This is a genomic window from Diaphorobacter sp. HDW4A, from assembly GCF_011305995.1.
Taxonomy (GTDB): Bacteria; Pseudomonadota; Gammaproteobacteria; order Burkholderiales; family Burkholderiaceae_C; genus Diaphorobacter_A.
Genome location: NZ_CP049910.1, coordinates 1,355,219 through 1,372,570, shown reverse-complemented (window position 1 = coordinate 1,372,570; position 17,352 = coordinate 1,355,219). Strand labels below are relative to the sequence as shown.

General features: G+C 62.5%; 16 protein-coding genes. 12 read left to right on the top strand and 4 right to left on the bottom strand.

All coding sequences use genetic code 11. From position 1 onward, the window contains the following. Positions 1-102: 102 nt before the first annotated feature. The 3 genes from G7047_RS06155 to G7047_RS06145 form a co-directional block, all read right to left on the bottom strand. On the bottom strand, positions 103-1,620 hold the full coding sequence (locus tag G7047_RS06155) for a tripartite tricarboxylate transporter permease (RefSeq protein ID WP_166302225.1): 1,518 nt from the start codon (positions 1,618-1,620) through the stop codon (positions 103-105). Continuing rightward, complete coding sequence (locus G7047_RS06150) at positions 1,620-2,177, bottom strand: tripartite tricarboxylate transporter TctB family protein (RefSeq protein ID WP_166302222.1); 558 nt, start codon at positions 2,175-2,177, stop codon at positions 1,620-1,622. Before G7047_RS06150 ends, G7047_RS06155 begins: the two co-directional genes overlap by 1 nt. 178 nt (positions 2,178-2,355) lie before the next feature. Beyond that, positions 2,356-3,315 (bottom strand): tripartite tricarboxylate transporter substrate binding protein, encoded by a 960-nt coding sequence (locus G7047_RS06145; RefSeq protein WP_166302219.1) that lies wholly within the window; start codon positions 3,313-3,315, stop codon positions 2,356-2,358. 136 nt (positions 3,316-3,451) lie between these two features. On the opposite strand from G7047_RS06145, the gene G7047_RS06140 reads away from it, so the two are divergent. The 7 genes from G7047_RS06140 (at position 3,452) to G7047_RS06110 (ending at position 10,204) form a co-directional block, all read left to right on the top strand. Next, positions 3,452-4,138 (top strand): response regulator, encoded by a 687-nt coding sequence (locus tag G7047_RS06140; protein WP_166302216.1) that lies wholly within the window; start codon positions 3,452-3,454, stop codon positions 4,136-4,138. Continuing rightward, positions 4,135-5,595 (top strand): sensor histidine kinase, encoded by a 1,461-nt coding sequence (locus G7047_RS06135; RefSeq protein ID WP_166302187.1) that lies wholly within the window; start codon positions 4,135-4,137, stop codon positions 5,593-5,595. The genes G7047_RS06140 and G7047_RS06135 overlap by 4 nt, the downstream gene beginning before the upstream one ends. 119 nt (positions 5,596-5,714) lie before the next feature. Next, on the top strand, positions 5,715-6,674 hold the full coding sequence (locus G7047_RS06130) for a UDP-glucuronic acid decarboxylase family protein (RefSeq protein ID WP_166302184.1): 960 nt from the start codon (positions 5,715-5,717) through the stop codon (positions 6,672-6,674). Beyond that, positions 6,667-7,608 (top strand): glycosyltransferase, encoded by a 942-nt coding sequence (locus tag G7047_RS06125; RefSeq protein ID WP_166302181.1) that lies wholly within the window; start codon positions 6,667-6,669, stop codon positions 7,606-7,608. The genes G7047_RS06130 and G7047_RS06125 overlap by 8 nt, the downstream gene beginning before the upstream one ends. A 3-nt stretch (positions 7,609-7,611) precedes the next feature. Beyond that, the gene (locus tag G7047_RS06120; RefSeq protein WP_166302176.1) at positions 7,612-8,211 is read left to right on the top strand and encodes a hypothetical protein; all 600 of its coding nucleotides are present in this window, start codon (positions 7,612-7,614) and stop codon (positions 8,209-8,211) included. Positions 8,212-8,220: 9 nt separating this feature from the next. Next, positions 8,221-9,750 (top strand): hypothetical protein, encoded by a 1,530-nt coding sequence (locus tag G7047_RS06115; protein ID WP_166302172.1) that lies wholly within the window; start codon positions 8,221-8,223, stop codon positions 9,748-9,750. Positions 9,751-9,775: 25 nt separating this feature from the next. Next, complete coding sequence (locus tag G7047_RS06110; protein WP_166302169.1) at positions 9,776-10,204, top strand: RNA-binding S4 domain-containing protein; 429 nt, start codon at positions 9,776-9,778, stop codon at positions 10,202-10,204. A 283-nt stretch (positions 10,205-10,487) separates the two neighbouring features. Here the strand turns inward: G7047_RS06110 and G7047_RS06105 are convergent, their stop codons facing one another. Continuing rightward, the gene (locus tag G7047_RS06105) at positions 10,488-11,375 is read right to left on the bottom strand and encodes a LysR family transcriptional regulator (protein WP_166302166.1); all 888 of its coding nucleotides are present in this window, start codon (positions 11,373-11,375) and stop codon (positions 10,488-10,490) included. A 95-nt stretch (positions 11,376-11,470) separates the two neighbouring features. Here G7047_RS06105 and G7047_RS06100 point away from each other — a divergent pair, with 95 nt between their 5' ends. The 5 genes from G7047_RS06100 to G7047_RS06080 all read left to right on the top strand — a co-directional run bounded on the left by G7047_RS06100 (position 11,471) and on the right by G7047_RS06080 (position 17,347). Beyond that, positions 11,471-13,030: an MFS transporter gene (locus tag G7047_RS06100; protein ID WP_166302163.1), complete on the top strand. Its 1,560-nt coding sequence runs from the start codon at positions 11,471-11,473 to the stop codon at positions 13,028-13,030. Between the two features lie 102 nt (positions 13,031-13,132). Beyond that, complete coding sequence (locus G7047_RS06095; protein WP_166302160.1) at positions 13,133-13,606, top strand: CopD family protein; 474 nt, start codon at positions 13,133-13,135, stop codon at positions 13,604-13,606. Positions 13,607-13,837: 231 nt separating this feature from the next. Beyond that, complete coding sequence (locus G7047_RS06090) at positions 13,838-14,407, top strand: MarR family winged helix-turn-helix transcriptional regulator (protein ID WP_240939382.1); 570 nt, start codon at positions 13,838-13,840, stop codon at positions 14,405-14,407. Positions 14,408-14,461: 54 nt separating this feature from the next. After that, a complete protein-coding gene (locus tag G7047_RS06085; RefSeq protein ID WP_166302157.1) occupies positions 14,462-15,922 on the top strand; it encodes an efflux transporter outer membrane subunit in 1,461 nt (486 codons plus the stop codon). 96 nt (positions 15,923-16,018) lie between these two features. Continuing rightward, positions 16,019-17,347 carry an efflux RND transporter periplasmic adaptor subunit gene (locus G7047_RS06080; protein ID WP_166302153.1) on the top strand — a complete coding sequence of 443 codons (1,329 nt, stop codon included), beginning with the start codon at positions 16,019-16,021 and terminating at the stop codon, positions 17,345-17,347. Positions 17,348-17,352 lie beyond the last annotated feature (5 nt).

Genomic DNA, 17,352 nt, shown 5'->3' with positions numbered 1-17,352 from the left:
GAAACGGGTGGTGCAGCCCACAACCTGAAAAGAATGAAAAATGAATGAAAAAAAAGACTGCAGTGTCACCTGCAGTCGCTTTGCTTTCAAAGCCTTGGATGGTCAGACCGCCTCGGTCATCTCCACGCCCTTGCGCTTGCCCATCCAGCGCATGAAGCGCGGAATGAACAGCACCATCAGCACGATCACCAGCAAGGTCACCGACATCGGGCGTTGCAGGAAGATCATCCAGCTGCCTTCGCCAATGGACACGGCATTGCGCATCTGCGCTTCTGCGAGCGGGCCGAGGATCATGCCGACAACCACGGGAGCCGTCGGGAAGTCGTAGCGGCGCATCAGCACACCCAGCAGGCCGATGAAATACAGCAGGAACAGGTCGAACGTACTTTGGCGCATGCCGTAGGCACCCACCGTCGCGAAGATCAGGATGCCGGCGTAGAGTTGCGGACGCGGAATCTTGAGCAACTTCACCCACATGCCGACCATCGGCAGATTGAGCACCAGCAGCATGATGTTGCCGATGTAGAGCGATGCGATCAACGCCCAGACCAGCGTGGCGGAGGTCGTGAACAGCTGCGGGCCGGGGTTGATGCCGTAGTTCTGGAACGCCCCCAACAGCACGGCAGTCGTGTTGCTGGTAGGGATACCCAGCGTGAGCAGCGGGATCAGCGCGGCGGTCACGGTGGCGTTGTTGGCGGCTTCGGGGCCAGCCACGCCTTCAATCGCGCCCGTCGTACCAAACTCTGCCTTGTCTGAGCCCTTGGCCAGCTTCTTTTCAGTGGCATACGAGAGGAACGTCGGGATCTCGGTTCCGCCAGCGGGAATGCAGCCGAAGGGCGTGCCGATGAGCGTGCCGCGAATCCATGCGGGAACGGAGCGCTTCCAGTCGCGCTTGGTCATGTACACGCGGCTCAGCTTGTTCTGCGACTCTTCGACCTTGCCTTCGTAGAGCGCGTTGTAGAGCACCTCGGCCACCGCGAACAGGCCCACCGCCACCAGCACGATGTCGATGCCGTCGAGCAGTTCCATCTGGCCTGCGGTGTAGCGCGCGGCGCCAGAAATCTGGTCCATGCCGATGCAGCCCAGCGCCAGGCCGAGGAACAGTGCCGTCATGCCGCGCAGGCTGCTCTGGCCAAGCACCGCACTCACCGTGGTGAAGGCCAATACCATCAGCATGAAGTATTCAGGCGGGCCCAGCTTCACGGCAAAGTCGGCCACCGTAGGCGCAAACAGCGTGACCACGACCGTCGCCACCGTCCCCGCGAAGAACGAACCGATGGCCGAGGTTGCCAACGCCGCTCCCGCGCGCCCGCTCTTGGCCATCTTGTTGCCCTCCATCGCCGTCACCATGCTGGCGGTTTCGCCGGGCGTGTTCAACAAAATGGAGGTGGTCGATCCACCATACATCGCACCGTAGTAGATGCCGGCGAAGAAGATCATCGAGGCCGTCACGTCGACCTTGGCGGTGATCGGCAGCAGCATGGCGACCGCTACGGCGGGGCCGATACCCGGCAACACGCCAACGGCGGTACCCAAAGCGCAACCGACCAATGCCCACAGCAGATTCGCGGGCGAGATGGCGGTTGCGAAACCCTGCATCAATGCGTTGAAGATATCCATCACAGCCACCCTGTTTCTGTCAGGCCTGGCAGATTGATCGCCAGAAATTGCGTGAACAGCCAGAACACTGGAGCCGAGATCAAAAGACCCGTGATCACGTCCTTGGCGAGATTGCCCGGCGACAGCAGGTTCGTCTGATCTTCGCCGCGCCGAAGCCCTTGCACCGCCAGCGCATAGCACATAGTGCAGCCCAAGATGAAGCCGATGTGCGTGATGAGCGCCGCGTTGAGCAGCAGCCCTGCGGAGACCCAGGCAAATGGAATCAGCTTGGCATGCTTGGCGCCACCCGGATCAGCCGCCTGGCGGTAGCCACCGGTCATGGCCTCCCAGATCAGCAATGCACCGCACAGACCCAGCACAACGGCGCATGCCCATGGCATGAAGTTGGGGCCGACACCGCCGTAGCCGGCATCACCAGGGATCTGCAGCGCGCCGGTCGCCATGACGACGGCCACGACAAGAACTCCGACGCCGACTGCCGCCTGCCATTTGGGAGAGGGGATGGACAACTCGTCCAGCGGACTGGCCGCCGACGCTTGGGATACAGCATCTGTCATGATGTTTTGCCCTTGCTATGTGTGAATATTGAGCAATGAATCCGGCATCACACGCGCAACGCCCGTGATCAGGGAACAGTCACCCTGCGCCCGCTGCCTGCAGGGGCGATTTACATATGATTCGAAAAAGAAATCAAGGGCGCTTGCAACATGGCACCCCCGACTACTCACTCAAGCCTCAGACCATGCCGGACTTGACCATCGTGGCGCGCAAGCTGGCGAACTCCTCGTCAACAAACGTGCCGAACGCGTCACCAGCCAACCATGCCGGAGTCCAGCCGTTCTTTTCCATCGCTTCGGCCCAGGCCTTGCTCTTGACGGCCTTCTCAACAGCCGCCACCAGCGCCTTGCGCTGATCGGCGGAGATGCCGGGCGCGCCGTACACGCCGCGCCAGTTGCCGATCTCGACATTGATACCCTGCTCCTTGAGCGTCGGGATGTCCAGACCGGTCAGGCGCTTGGCCGAGGTCACGCCGATCGGCTTCATCTTGCCGGCCGTGATGTACTCAGCAAACTCGCTGTAGCCGCTGCCGCCCACGGTCACGTTGCCTCCCAGAATGGCGGCAGTCGCTTCGCCACCTCCACGGAAGGCCACGTAGTTGATCTTGGCGGGATCGACGCCCACTTCGCGCGCGATCATCGCGGCCGCGATGTGCTCGGTAGAGCCGCGCGAACCGCCGCCCCACTTCACGCTGCCAGGGTCCTTCTTGAGCTGAGCGACCACGTCGGCCATGCTCTTGAACTGCGAATTGGTGGGCAGCACGAACACGTTGTATTCACTGGTCAAGCGCGCAATCGGCGTGGCCTGGCTCAGGTTCACCGGCGGCTTGCCGGTGATGATGCCGCCCAGCATCACGGCACCCATCACCATCAGTGCATTCGGGTCGCCCTTGGAGCCGTTAACGAACTGGGCCAAACCGATGGCACCGGCCGCGCCGCCCTTGTTGTCGTAAGTGACGGAGGAAGCCACACCTGCGTCCTGCAGCGCCTTGCCAAGCGCGCGACCGGTGGTGTCCCAGCCGCCGCCGGGGTTGGCGGGCAGCATCATCTTCACCGCGACCGCCGCGCGAGCAGAAAGCGGCAGGCTGCCGACCGCAGCCAACGCTGCCAGAGATTTCAGAAAGGTGTCTCGACGCATGTGTCTCACTCCTGTTATTTGGAAATTGCACCAGTATCATGCTAAATCAAACTGTCAAATCGCTGTCCACCACATCAGGGATAACACGGATACCCACTGCGCCAGGCGATGCAATCAAGCTGCTAAGGTGCCGCCCATGCAATTGCTATTGGTAGAAGACGACGCCACGATGCGCACCACGCTGCAGCGCTCGCTGGCGCGGCGCGGATTTCAGGTGACTGCGCTCGGCGACGGTTCGGCCGCGCTCGCGGAAATGATCGCCCGGCCCCATGATGCCGTGATTTTGGACCTCACCCTCCCCGGCCTCGACGGCCTTCAGGTGCTGCAGCAAGCGCGCTCGCGCGGTCTGCGCACGCCCGTGCTGGTGCTGACTGCACGCGGCACGGTTGGCGACCGGGTGCGCGGCCTGAACGCGGGAGCGGACGATTACCTGCCCAAGCCATTTGACCTTGACGAACTCGAAGCCCGCCTGCGCGCCCTCGTGCGCCGCGCTGCGGATCAGCAGGAGGGCCAGCCCACCGCACCCTCGCAGATCACACTCGGCGCGCTTCGCTACGACAAGGACACGGGTGTCTTCTATCTGAAGGACGAACCCATGGAAGTCACACCGCGCGAACAGGCCCTGTTGCGCGCACTGCTCCCACACCCTGGCCGCGCGCTCAGCAAAGAGCGGCTCTACGAAGCGGTGTTTCCCGGCCAGCCTGACGTGCAATATGAGGCCATCGAAGTCGTTGTCTACCGCCTGCGCAAAAAGCTGGCTGACACTGGCGTGTCGCTCATGACGCTGCGCGGCCTCGGCTATCTGCTCAAGGTCGATCAGTGAGACGCCGGAACGCGGCAAAGAAGGAGAAAACGGAGAGCACCGAAACAGCCCCGTGGCGCTCCTGGTCACTCCGGCGCCAGTTGCTGGTCGGCATCCTCGTGCCGACCTTGCTGGTGATCTGCTTCAACACCTGGAGCCTGCACCGCAAGGCCTTGGTCGCGCTCAACACAGCCTACGACCGCACCTTGCTTGCCTCCGCCAAAAGCATCAGTGAGGAGCTTGACGTGACCGGCTACGACGACCTCGCCGTGCTGCGCGCCATTGTCCCGTACTCCGCGCAGGAAGCCTTCGAGACGGACAACCAGAGCCGCATGTTCTACCGCATCTCCAATCTGCACGGCGAGCTGATTTCCGGGTTTGCGGAGTTGCCTGTGTGGCGCGGCACCATCCCCGCACGCCCGCCGTATGCAGCGCTTGTTGACTTCTACGACAGCACCTTCCGCGGCGACCCGGTCCGCGTGGCCGTGCTGCTGCAGCCCGTGTCGAGTGCAGAGGGTCGCGGCATGGCCGTCATCCAGGTGGCAGAGACGCTGGAGTTGCGCGAGGCGGCCGCATTGCAGATTCTGTGGGACACCATTGCCAGGCAGCTCGTACTGGTCGGCGTGATCGCTCTCATTGTGGTGCTGGTCGTGCAACGCGCCACACGTCCCGTGCGCCAACTCAGCCAGACCATACAGGCACGCGGAGAGGACGATCTGTCACCCATCGACGGCGCTGCAGCTCCGCGCGAGCTGCAGCCACTGATTGACGCCACCAACGACGTCATGCAGCGTCTATCGCATCTGCTCGAACACCAGCAGCGCTTCGTGCGCGACGCCTCCCATCAGTTGCGCACGCCGCTCGCCGTGCTCAAAACCCAGGTGCAATCCGCTCTGCGCGACGATTTGCCACACCGCCAGGCGCTCGAGGAGATCGGTGGCACCGTCGAGCGCGCCACGCAGCTCGCCAACCAGATGCTGGCGCTCGCCAAGGTCGAACAACTGCGCCAGCAGAGTCAACCTGTCAGCGTGCGCTGGGACGACGTGCTGCGCGACGTGGCGCTGGACATCTCGCCGCTGATCGCACAAAGCGACCTCGACTTCGGTATCCAGACTGACTCGGCCCCAGTGCTCGCCCACGAATGGATGTTGCGCGAGCTCTGCCGCAATCTGCTGCACAACGCGATCCGCCACACGCCCGAGCACGGCACACTCAACGTCACCCTGCAAGTCGACGGCAACGAGGCCATGCTCACCATCGCGGACACCGGCCCCGGCATCGACAACGAACTCGCGACCCGATTGTTCCAGCCCTTTTCCGCTGGAGATGTGCGTGCGGGTTCGGGCCTCGGATTGGCGATCTGCCAGCAGATCGTGCAGGCCATTGGCGGCAGCATCACGCTGCGAAATCGGGCGGACGGCGCCGGAAAGATTCTTGGGCTGGATGCCCGCGTGACCTTACCTCTGTCTCGGACATAGATGACACCCTCGTTTCTGCAAGAATGTTCTTCATTCCGAATGAAGTTCACAATTTGATACGATTTCTATCCGCATGATGTCATGCGGGTAACGGCCCAGCCGATTGTGATCGTCGAAACATGCCAACCATCCAAACCAAAAAACGCGTACTGGTGACAGGAGGGGCCGGGTTTCTGGGCTCTCACCTCTGCGCACGATTGCTGCAAGAAGGACATGAGGTCATCTGCCTCGACAACTTCTACAGCAGCAACGAAGATAACGTCCTTGCGCTGCAAAGGCACTCCGGCTTCCGACTTCTCGAACATGACATCACGTTCCCCGTGGATGTGAAGGTCGACGAGATCTACAACCTCGCGTGCCCGGCTTCGCCCGTGCACTACCAGCGTGATCCGGTGCAGACCGTCAAGACCAATGTACTGGGCGCGCTCAATGTGCTGGAACTCGCAAGACGTTGCAACGCGCGGGTGTTGCAGGCGTCGACCAGCGAGGTCTATGGCGATCCCATCGTCCATCCCCAGCCCGAAAGCTATAACGGCAACGTCAACCCCATCGGCGTGCGTTCCTGCTATGACGAGGGCAAGCGCTGTGCAGAGACCCTGTTCTTCGACCACCACCGCCAATACGGTGTCCATATCAAGGTGGCGCGCATCTTCAACACCTACGGCCCCCACATGCATCCCGACGATGGTCGCGTGGTGAGCAACTTCTTCATGCAGGCCTTGCAGGGCAAGGACATCACTTTGTATGGCGATGGACAGCAGACGCGCAGTTTTTGCTACGTGTCCGATCTTATCGATGGACTGGTGCGACTCATGGCCAGCCCCGACTGGATCACGGGGCCTGTGAATCTGGGCAATCCAGAAGAGCTACAAATTCGCGATCTTGCCGAGCGGATACTCGCGATCACGGGAAGCGAATCCCAACTGAGAATCGAACCTCTGCCGGAGAATGATCCCCTGCAACGCAAACCGGACATCACACTGGCGCAAAGTCTGCTCCAATGGCAGCCGCGCATTTCGCTCCACGATGGACTCCGGATGACCCATCCATATTTTGCGGGCCTCACGCAAGATGCTTGAACACCGCCATCGCGTTGTGATCGTCACGCCGGTCTATGAAGATGCCCCGGCGTGCGCCACGCTGCTCCGGCACCTTGGTGCCTTGTTCGGCAAATCGCTTCTGGTGGTCGCTGTCGACGATGGATCTCCGCGCGCCCCGCTCCGGTTGGGAGACATACCTGCCGATGCCCCCGACACCTGCATCCTCCGCTTGCGCCGCAACGTCGGCCACCAACAGGCCATCGCTACGGGGCTGCATTTCATCGCGCCTCAACTACAGCCCCATCAACGGCTTATCCTCATGGATTGCGACGGCGAAGATGCCCCAGCGTCCTGCTCGATGCTGCTGGCAAAGCTCGAATCGCATGGCGATACGGCCATTGCCGTGGCGCAGCGTGCAAAGCGTTCGGAATCTCTCAAATTCCGTGCGTTCTATGTCGCCTACAAGCTGTTGTTTCGCATGTCCACGGGTCGCGCCATCGATTTCGGAAACTTCATGGTCATGACGCCGCGCGCTGCGCAGACACTGGCGAAGAGTCCGTGGCTGGGCACCCATGTCGCGGCGGCAGCACTGGCATCGGAGTTGCCCCTCCTGCGCGTTCCCGTGGATCGCAGCACGCGCTACCACGGTCAATCGAAGATGAACTTCCCAAAGCTCGTTCGCCACGGCATGAAGGCCATTCTCGTGTTCTCGAAAGACTGCCGCGCCCGCGCCAAAGGGGCGTTTCTGCTGGCCGCTGCGCTTTGCGCAACGCTCGCTGGCGGTGTACGAGTGTTCGATTTCACGTTGCCTGGAATCATGCCGGTCATTGCAGGAGTTGCGGCGGTTGCAACCGTGCTCGCTGCAAGCATGTTGTGGATGGCATGGCTACTCGAACACCGCCACAAGCAACTGCCGGACACGTCGACAGCCGCATACACAGGCAACACCCAAGCGGTTCTGTATACGCCATAGTCCATGAAAAAGTTCGTTCTATCGGTTGCCGGACTCCTTGCCTATGTGATTCTGGCGGTGTCCACCTACTACCTCTACATCCACTATCGACGGGTGGATGTGGTCTTCTACAGTGCCATCGCAGCCGCACTGATCGCGCTGATTCCCTATAGCCTGCTTCTGTGCGCTACACCGTTCAAGGCCTTGACGTCGTTCGAAAAGCTGCAGAGCGTCGCCATCGCCGCGTTGACCGGTTACGCGCTCGCCATCAGCGTGCCTACCGTCATCGACCGTTCACTGTCGTTCTATCTGATTGAAAAGCTGCAGCAGCGTGGCGGCGGCATTCAGCGCGCCAAGATCGATCAGGTGTTCAAGGACGAATATGTTCGCGAGCATCGGTTGATGGATATCCGGCTGACAGAGCAAGTGGCGTCGGGCACTATCGTCATCCGTCCCGACGGGTGCATAAAACTCACCGAGCGAGGCCAGTTTCTGAGCACCGCCAGTCGTTTCTTCCGGCGCCATTTCCTGCCCAAAGAGCGGCTCATCAACGGCGCTTACACCGATGATCTTGTAGATCCCTTCGCCCATTCGGCGCCCGCGCCCGACTATCTCTGTCGTTGAAATGTCGGCATGAGTCTTCAACGCCCCCTCTCTGCGTGGATCAGGATCACGCCCATTGCGCTGGGTATTCTCTGGCTCGCCGCCGCAGCGCATTTGACGGTCAATGGACTTGCTCCACAGGCGCTGAATGCCGACGTGATTCTCAACTCCGTCATGTCGCTGCAGAACGTCACCCTGTTTTACTGGGGTCAAAGTCGGCTGATCAACATCGTCCCGCTGCTCGCCTCGTTCATCCGGGATCCCGCTCTCAATCTGCGTTTCATTCTCTACCTCAATGCGGTGTTCTTTCTGCTGCTTGTATGGATGATCGCGCAGGTCTCATGCCTGCTGACGACGCCTCCATCGCACCGACGGGGCTTCATCGTCACAGCCAACTTTGTCGCGCTGACGTCGTTGATGCTGCTGGCTTTTCACGCTTTCGCGCTCTTCGACCTGGTCATCGGGCATCCTGAATACACGGTTTCGCTGCTTCTGCAAAGCCTTGCGGTGAGGCTGGTCTGGCAAGACAGTCGTTCTTTTTCGCGACGGCCCTCCGCCACAAACTGTGCACTCGCCGTGGCATGCGTTGTCCTCAGCGTAGGCACCAACCCGGCCACCGTGTTCACCATGGGTCTCTACCTCGTGATCATGCTGCTGTGGCGGCGCCAAATCAGCGTCAGCAGCTGGATCCTGGGCAGCTCAACGGCCATTGCCTTTGTGTTCTGGTACGTTGTCGCGCGCATGCACGGAGGCGGCGACTACTACGCGCTGCGTCCATCGCAGATCGTCTCCGGCCTGCGAGCCAGCCTGATGAATCTGGATGACGCCCTGCAAGCACCCTGGATCGGAATCATGCTGCTGAGCTGGTTGGCGCTGACGCTGATCCTCTCGGTCGTCCCCTGGCGATTGCGAAGCACGCGGCCGTTTGCACCGTTGTCACAAGCCCGGTCTGATGCACCTCGCCAAAATCTGATCATCTTTATCCTGCTGGCGTTCGCGGTGGTGTGGACACTGTTTTTTTCGGCCCATTCCTGGGTAGAGCGCAATGCCTACCACTGGCGTTACTTCAGTTTTGCGATATTCGCTATCACGACGGTGATCGCCATCCAGATGAGCAGCCTCGTGGCACGTGCTGGAGTCACCATCACCATGGTTTGTGCCATTGCACTGGGTGTCTGTGCTTTCGTGAAGTTGCACACTCCGGCCGTTCCTTTTGAGCACTACGACATCTATAGAAAGGTGGAGCACGTCGCGCCACAGTCGCAGGTCTTCTACAGTGGCGACTACTGGCTCGTCTGGCCCGTGGTGCACAGGGACCTGATGCGCGGTCTGGATGCCTTCGGCCTCACCTACCGTGGGATCGGCAACGCCCGCAACGCCCATGCGTTCATCCAAAGCCATGTCGACAAGGACACCCCATTGACCGTGCAATGCATCGCCGCCAGCAACGCGGAATGCACCGCCGAAATTCAGAAAATCATCGAACCGTCGCAGCGCACTTGCGTGCAACAGATCAACCGTTCGGATTGTCCCCGCACCGTTCAAGCCCAGCCACACTGAACGCCGCTTGTCGCACAATACGTGGATGAATGATCCCATCGAATCGATGCGCCTGGACAAATGGCTCTGGTGCGCCCGTTTCTACAAAACCCGCAGCGTTGCCGTCGAGGAAATCGGCAAGGGCCGCGTCATGGTCAACAACCAGAACGCCAAGGCTGCCAGAGAACTGCGCGTGGGGGATACGGTCTCCCTGAGGCAGGGCGTGATCGAGCGCATCGTAGTCGTGCAGGCGCTCAGCAACATGCGTGGACCGGCTCCTGTGGCGCAGCAGCTCTACAAGGAAACCGAGGCCAGTTCCAAGGCGCGTGCGGAGGCAGCGGAGCGGCGGCGTTTGGCGCCGGAGCCTGCATCCTCGTTGGTCGAGGGGCGGCCTACGAAGCGGGATCGGAGGCAGATCGATCATGTGAGGCATGAGTGGGACGATCGATGGAGTGCGTCCATCGACGATGAGTGATCGCGGGGCTCTGCTCCCTCTCTGCTCCCTCTCCCGCTTGTCGGGGGTGAGGTGGGGGTTCTTTTTTTGACTTCTGTCGGGGGGGCTTACGGAGTCCGGGAGTTCCGCCCGGTGGCGGAGTAACTTTTTGCTTGCGCGCAAAAAGTTACTGCCCCGCCGGGGGCAGTCCCGGCCTCCGGAAACAACACCCCAGCAGAAGCCAGCAAAAAATCACCCTACTCGCGCAAAGCTCCCCTTCCCAACCGCGAGGGCACCCTCAGCGCCCTCAAAACTCACCCCCGCCTCATTCCTCGTTGAGCAGCTGAGTCAACCTCAGCTGCATCCATTTCGCCGTCTCGTTCAGACTAGTCCCCTGCCGCCAAAGCAATCGCACCACCAGCGGCGGCATCACCATTTCCTCGCAGTGCAACTCGACCAGTTGATGAACAGGCCGCACGTAATGCGCCACGTTCTCGGGAAGAATCGCCCAGCCCACACCTGCGGCCACCATGTCGGCGATCATGTAGGAACTGTCGAAGCGCCAGACCTGCGGGCTGATGATGCTTTCGTCCATGCCATCGATCTGGGCGGCTATCTGGCGGTGGGCTGCCAGGGCTTTGCAGCTCACGTTGTGGCCAGCGACCGCCAACGGATGGTTTTGGGAGACGTAGATTTTCTGCGGCACAGTGGAGACGAAATGCTGGGCGCAGTCGGGCAGCGCTGCGCCTCGGTCGATCTGGAAGGCGATCTGGACGCGCTGCTGCATCACGTAGTTGGCTACCTCGTTCGATGAGCCACACAGGGTGCTCAGCTCGATACCGGGGTGGCGCTCGGCCATTTCCACGAACAGTTGCGCCACCGGCACGCAAGGCAGCGCCTCGTCGATGGCGACGGCCAGCTTGGCGGGTTGACCTCGGGCCAGCACCTGGGCACGGATGTCGAGTGCTTGGGCCTGGGCGAGCAGTTCGCGCGCCTCGGCGAGCATGACTTCGCCTGCGGGGGTGATCTGCAGATTGCGGTTGATGCGCTCGAACAGTTCCAGCCCGAGGTCGGCTTCCAGCAAAGCGATCGACATGCTGACAGCCGATTGCGCGCGCCCCAGCGAGCGGGCCGCTGCCGTCATACCGCCGCAATCCGCCACGGCTACAAAGTGGCGCAGGCGGTCCAGTGTCCATTCGAAATCGGGTTTCATGCATCAATTTTACTGATTACATCAAACTTTATCGAATCATTTTTCTGATGAAAAATACGAACATCCCAAGTCAAAGACGTTTTTCAGGTTCTTTCATGCAAACGCGCTCCAACGCCACTTGCGTCTCTTCCTCCTCTCCCACCTCGAGCCTGCCCGCACACGACGCGAAGCGCTGGCTGATTCTGGCCATCGTCTCGGTCGCGCTGCTGCTGATCGTGATCGACGTGACCGTGCTCTACACCGCGCTGCCCCGGCTCACCCACGATCTGGCGGCAAGCGCTTCAGACAAGCTCTGGATCATGAACGCCTATGCACTGGCCGTCTCCGGCCTGCTGCTGGGCATGGGCACGCTGGGTGATCGCCTCGGGCACAAGCGGCTGTTCATGGCCGGGTTGATGGTGTTCGGTCTGGCTTCGCTCGCCGCGGCCTTTTCACCATCTTCCGGTCTGTTGATTGCAGCGCGTGCGTTTCTCGGTGCGGGCGCGGCGATGATGATGCCGGCCACGCTGTCGCTGATCCGCCTGACCTTCACCGACGAGCAGGAGCGGGCCTTCGCCATCGGCGTGTGGGCGTCCGTCGCCTCGGGCGGCATGGCGTTCGGGCCGGTGGTGGGCGGTGCGCTGCTGGAGCATTTCTGGTGGGGTTCGGTGTTTCTGATCAACGTCCCCATCGTGCTGATCGCGCTGCCGCTGGCCTGGCGCTACATTCCGCGCGGCGCGGCGACATCGGATCGCCCATGGGATCGGGTGGCCTCCGTTCAGGCACTGGTCGGGCTGGTCGCACTCACTTATGCGATCAAGGAAACCGGCAAGCAGTCGCCCGACTGGCAGGCTGCCGCCATCGCGCTGGTGATCGGTGTGGTGTTCGCGTTCAGTTTCTTTCGCCGCCAGATCCGAAGCACCGATCCGCTGCTCGATCTCTCGCTGTTTCGCAACCGCGCGTTCAGCGCCGCTGTGGCCGGGGCCATGGTGACGGCCGCCGCACTGATCGGCATCGAGCTGATGTTCAGCCAGCGCCTGCAACTCGTGCTCGGCTATTCGCCGCTGGAAACCGGCTGGGCGATTCTGCCCTTGCCCCTCGCCGCTTTCGTCGCCGGGCCACTGGCCGGGCGCTGGCTCCTGCGCGTGGGCAATCGGCGCATGCTCGCGGGCGGGCTGGTGCTCGCGAGCGCGGGTATGGCGCTGTTCGCGTTCACCTACCACCTGGCGTCGCCGCTGTGGCAGATCGGGGCGATGGTGCTCATGGGTCTGGGCATGGGCGCGGCCATCACCACGGCGTCGAGCACCATCATGCTGAGCGCGCCCGAAGACCGTGCGGGCATGGCCGCATCGGTCGAGGAAGTCTCCTACGAGCTTGGTGGTGCGCTCGGCATCACGCTCTCGGGCGGGCTGCTGTCGGCCGTGTACACACGTTCGATGCCCGCGCTTTCTGAGCTGCAAGGCCGCGACACCGCCCCCTTGCCCACCACCGTGCGCGACAGCCTCGACGAGGCGCTGATGACCGCCGCGCGGCTGGGCAGCGAGAGCATGCAAAAGCTGATCGACGCCGCGCAAACGGCTTTCGGCAACGCGTTCGACGCGGTGATCCTCACCAACACGGCCCTGCTCTTCGTCGTGGGTGCGGTGGCCTTCGTGAGTTTGAAATCCCGCGATTGAAGGCGGTGCATGGGGCGTGGACTTGAGGGCTTGGCCTAAACTGGCAACAAACGACAACCTCCCCACAGGCCCACGGGTCCACGGGTCCACAGGCTCCACTCCATGCTCTTCATCGCCCTCAAGCTCATCCATCTCTTTTCCATCGTCATCTGGGTCGGTGGCATGTTCTTCGCGCATTTCTTTCTGCGCCCCGCCGTTCAGGAGCTCGAAGCGCCGGTGCGCGTCAAACTGATGCGCGACGTGCTCGGCCGGTTCTTCCAGGTGGTGCTGATCCTCGTGCTGCTGGTGTTGATCTCGGGCTTCGGGATGATTGGCGAAATGCACCGCATGGCCGCAGGGGCTGGCGCGAAGTTCAACATGCCACTGTCATGGATCGTGATGAGCGCACTCGGCCTGATCATGGTCGCCGTGTTCGGGCATATCCGTTTTGCGCTCTACAAGCGACTGAACACCGCCGTCGAGGCCAAGAACTGGCCGGCAGGTGGTGCGGCGCTGGGCAGCATCCGCAAGTGGGTGGCGTTCAACCTGGCGCTTGGACTCGTGATCATCGCGGCCATCCGGTTCCCATTGAGCTGATCGCTCTGCAAACGTAGGCACCGGGCTCGAGCGCGGCCCGGTCACCGGACTCTCCTGAGTCACTCATTCAAGCGCTTCCGGACGGCCATGCCCGTTCGCACCCTCCCCGCAACGCGAGTCAGCCGTTGCCGTTCAAAACCCTCATTGCATCAGTGTCTGGCAGCCGAAAAAGCTCCGTGCAATAATTGCATTCGGAATATTTGATATGACAACTATTGCACAGACAAGCTCATGATGCACAGCGACAGTCCGGTAGTGATTCCCGACGACGAGGGGACCTATTTCTACCAACCCAACGAATACACGCCTACCCAGAGCGCCGGTTTTTTGATGCGCCGAGTGCTGAGTTCCATCCTTCAGCAGGCGGATGCGCAGCTCGAGGTGCATGGGCTGACCTATGTGCAATGGCTGCCGCTTTACAAGCTGCTTTTGTGCGCCGACACCACCAACGCGCAACTGGCCAAGGATCTGGGCATGGACCCGGCTTCCGTGACCCGGGCGCTGGACCGCATCGAGGCCAAGGGCCTGCTGCGCCGCGAGCGCTCGACTTCAGACCGTCGCGTCGTGCATCTAGTGCTGACCGACGAGGGTCGCCGGATCGCAGCTGAGGTCCCGCGTGTGCTGTCGCGCGTACTCAACTGCCATCTGGCAGGGTTCAGCCACGATGAATGTCGGGCCATGGTCTCGATGCTGCAACGCATGATCATCAACGGCGAGGCCATGCGCAGCTCGCCATCGGACGACGCGCCCATGAGGCCGGATACCGACTGCCTCGTTCACCCAGCACCACACCAGAGCTGAACCAGATTTAGCCCCCCAATTTCTCTGACAGACATTCCAACTCACAACAAGATCATGTCACTCTCTCGTTTCAGCGCGATGGACGCGCTTCGCCTTCCAGTCGCCGCCACAGCGCTGTCTGCCGCACTCGTGCTCGCAGGCTGCGCCTCGCAAGGGCCCGACCATCCGGCCTACCAGCAGGTCAACGCAAAGGAACTCGGCCTCGGCTCGCAGACGGAAACCGTCGTCGCCGAGCAATGGTGGAAGCAGCTGGGCGATGCGCAGCTCGATGCACTGATCCTCACCGCGCTCGAAGGCAGCCCCAGCGTCGCCGCGAGCCATGCGCGCTTCGACAAGGCCGCTGCGCTCGCGCAGGCCAGCAGTACGGCCACCGATATCCACGGCAGCGTCTCGGCCAGTGGCACGCGCGAGCACTACTCCGAAAACGGTCTGGTTCCCGCGCCGATTGCCGGCCACACCTACAACACGGGTGACATCCAGGCCGGTCTGTCGTGGAAACCCGATTTCTTTGGCCGCTATGCCGCCGAGCTGGAGGCCGCACTGGGTCAGGCCCGCGCCGCCAAGGCCGACAGCGCCTTTGCCGCCAACCAGATCGCCGAAAAAGTCGCGCGCAGCTATGTGACGCTGGCCCGCCAACTGGCCCAGCGCGAGGTGGCCGAGCGCACGCTCGCACAGCGCAAGTCGCTGCTCGACCTGAGCCAGCAGCGCACGCGCCAGGGTCTGGACAGCCAGGTCGAGCTGACGCAGGCTGAGGCCGCCCTGCCCGATGCCGACACGCAAATCGAAATGCTGAGCGAGCAGATCACCCTCACCCGTCGCACGATTGCCGTGCTCTGCGCGCAGGCACCCGATGCGCAAAACGGCCTCACGCCCAAACTGGAGGCGCTCAAGATCGAGCAGGTGCCGACCACGCTCGGCACCGATCTGCTGGGCCGCCGCCCCGACGTGGTCGCCGCGCGCTGGCGTGTGGAAGCCGCAACGCAGGGCATCACCAGCGCGCGTGCGGATTTCTACCCCGACATCAGCATCACCGCCTTCATCGGCCTGAACGCCATCGGCTTCGACAAGCTCTTCCAGGCCAGCTCGCGCCAGATGGGCGTGACCCCGGCACTGCGCCTGCCGATCTTCGAGGGCGAGCGTCTGCGCGCCCAACTGCGCGGCAAGCAGGCCGATCTGGACTCCGTCATCGCCCAGTACAACGGCACGGTGTTCGATGCGGTCAAGTCCGCTGGCGACGCGATGGCCTCGGTGCAGTCGCTCGAGCGCCAGCAGAAGTTGCAGAGCGAATCGCTCAGCAAGGCTGAACGCGCCTATGACTTCGCGGTGCAGCGCTACAAGGCGGGCCTTGCCAACCAGATCGTGGTGCTGAACACCGAAAGCCAGGTGATCAACCAGCGCCGTCTGGCCGTTGACCTGCGCGCCCGCGAGCTCGATACCCGCATCGCGCTGATGGCTGCGCTCGGCGGCGGCTGGCAGGACGACACGGCCAGTGTGCAAGTCAGCAAAGAGCACTAAGCAGACCACCACCCTATTTCAAAAACCCCGGGCTGCAGACGACGGCAGCCCCAGGCAGCAAAACCAGTTTCAACGAATAACAGAGCGCCGAACATCATGACCGACAACACCAAGCCAGCCACCGCACCAGCACATGCAGCCGCCCCCACAGCCAACCCGCAGGGCCGCAAGAAGGGCCTGACCATCGTGGCCGCCGCCGTCGTGGTGGCTGCCATCGCCTGGGGTGGCTACCACTGGATGGTCTCTCGCAATTTCCAGACTACGGACAACGCCTATGTAGGCGGCAACGTGGTGCAGATCACGCCGCAGGTCGGCGGCACGGTGACCAGCATCGGCGCGGACGACACCGACTTCGTCAAGCCCGGTCTGCTGCTGGTGCAGCTCGACACCGCCGACGCGCTGGTCGCCCTGTCGCAGGCTGAATCGCAGCTTGCGCAAATCGTGCGCCAGACCCGCACGCTGTACGCCAACAACGCTCCACTGATGGCCCAGGTCGCCGCCAAGGAGGCCGATCTCTCGCGCCTGAAGGCCGAGGCCTCGCGCACCGCCGATGACGTGGCCCGTCGCCGTCCGTTGACGCTCACCGGCGCGGTCGGTCAGGAAGAATTCCACCACGCCCAAACGCAGGCCAAGTCCGCGCAGGATGCCGTGGTCGCCGCACAGGCCGCCGTGAGCGCCGCGCGCGCGCAGCTCGACGCTGCCGAGGCCACGACCAGGGGCAGCAATTCGAGCGACTACCCCGCGGTGCTGGCCTCGTCCGCCAAGGTGCGCGAGGCCTATCTGGCACTCGAACGCACACGTCTCATTTCGCCGGTGCAGGGCTTTGTCGCCAAGCGCGGCGTGCAACTCGGCCAGCGCGTGGCCGCCGGTTCGCCGCTGATGACCGTGGTCGATCTGAACAACCTCTGGGTCGATGCCAACTTCAAGGAAAGCCAACTGGCCGACCTGCGCATCGGCCAGAAGACCGAGCTGCTCGCCGACGTCTACGGTGACAAGGTGACCTACCACGGCACCATCGTCGGCCTCGGCGCTGGAACGGGCGCGGCCTTCTCGCTACTGCCCGCGCAGAACGCCACCGGCAACTGGATCAAGGTGGTGCAGCGCGTGCCCGTGCGCATCAGCCTCGCGGCCGAAGACCTCAAGGCCCATCCACTGCGCGTTGGTCTGTCGATGGAAGTGAAGGTGAACATCAGCGACAAGAGCGGCGCCATGCTCGCCGCCGACACCCGCAAAGCCCCCGTGGCGCAGACCGCGCTCTACGGCAACGTCATGCCCGAGGCCGAAGCGCGCATCGCGCAGATCATCGCGGGCAAAAGCGTCGCGCCATTGACCGGCCTGCCAGCGCTTTCAAGCGATGCCGCCCCCGCCGCCAGCGAGAAGCTCGCGCAGGCCAGCGCGCCCGCCAACAACGCAGTCATCAAGTAACCGGA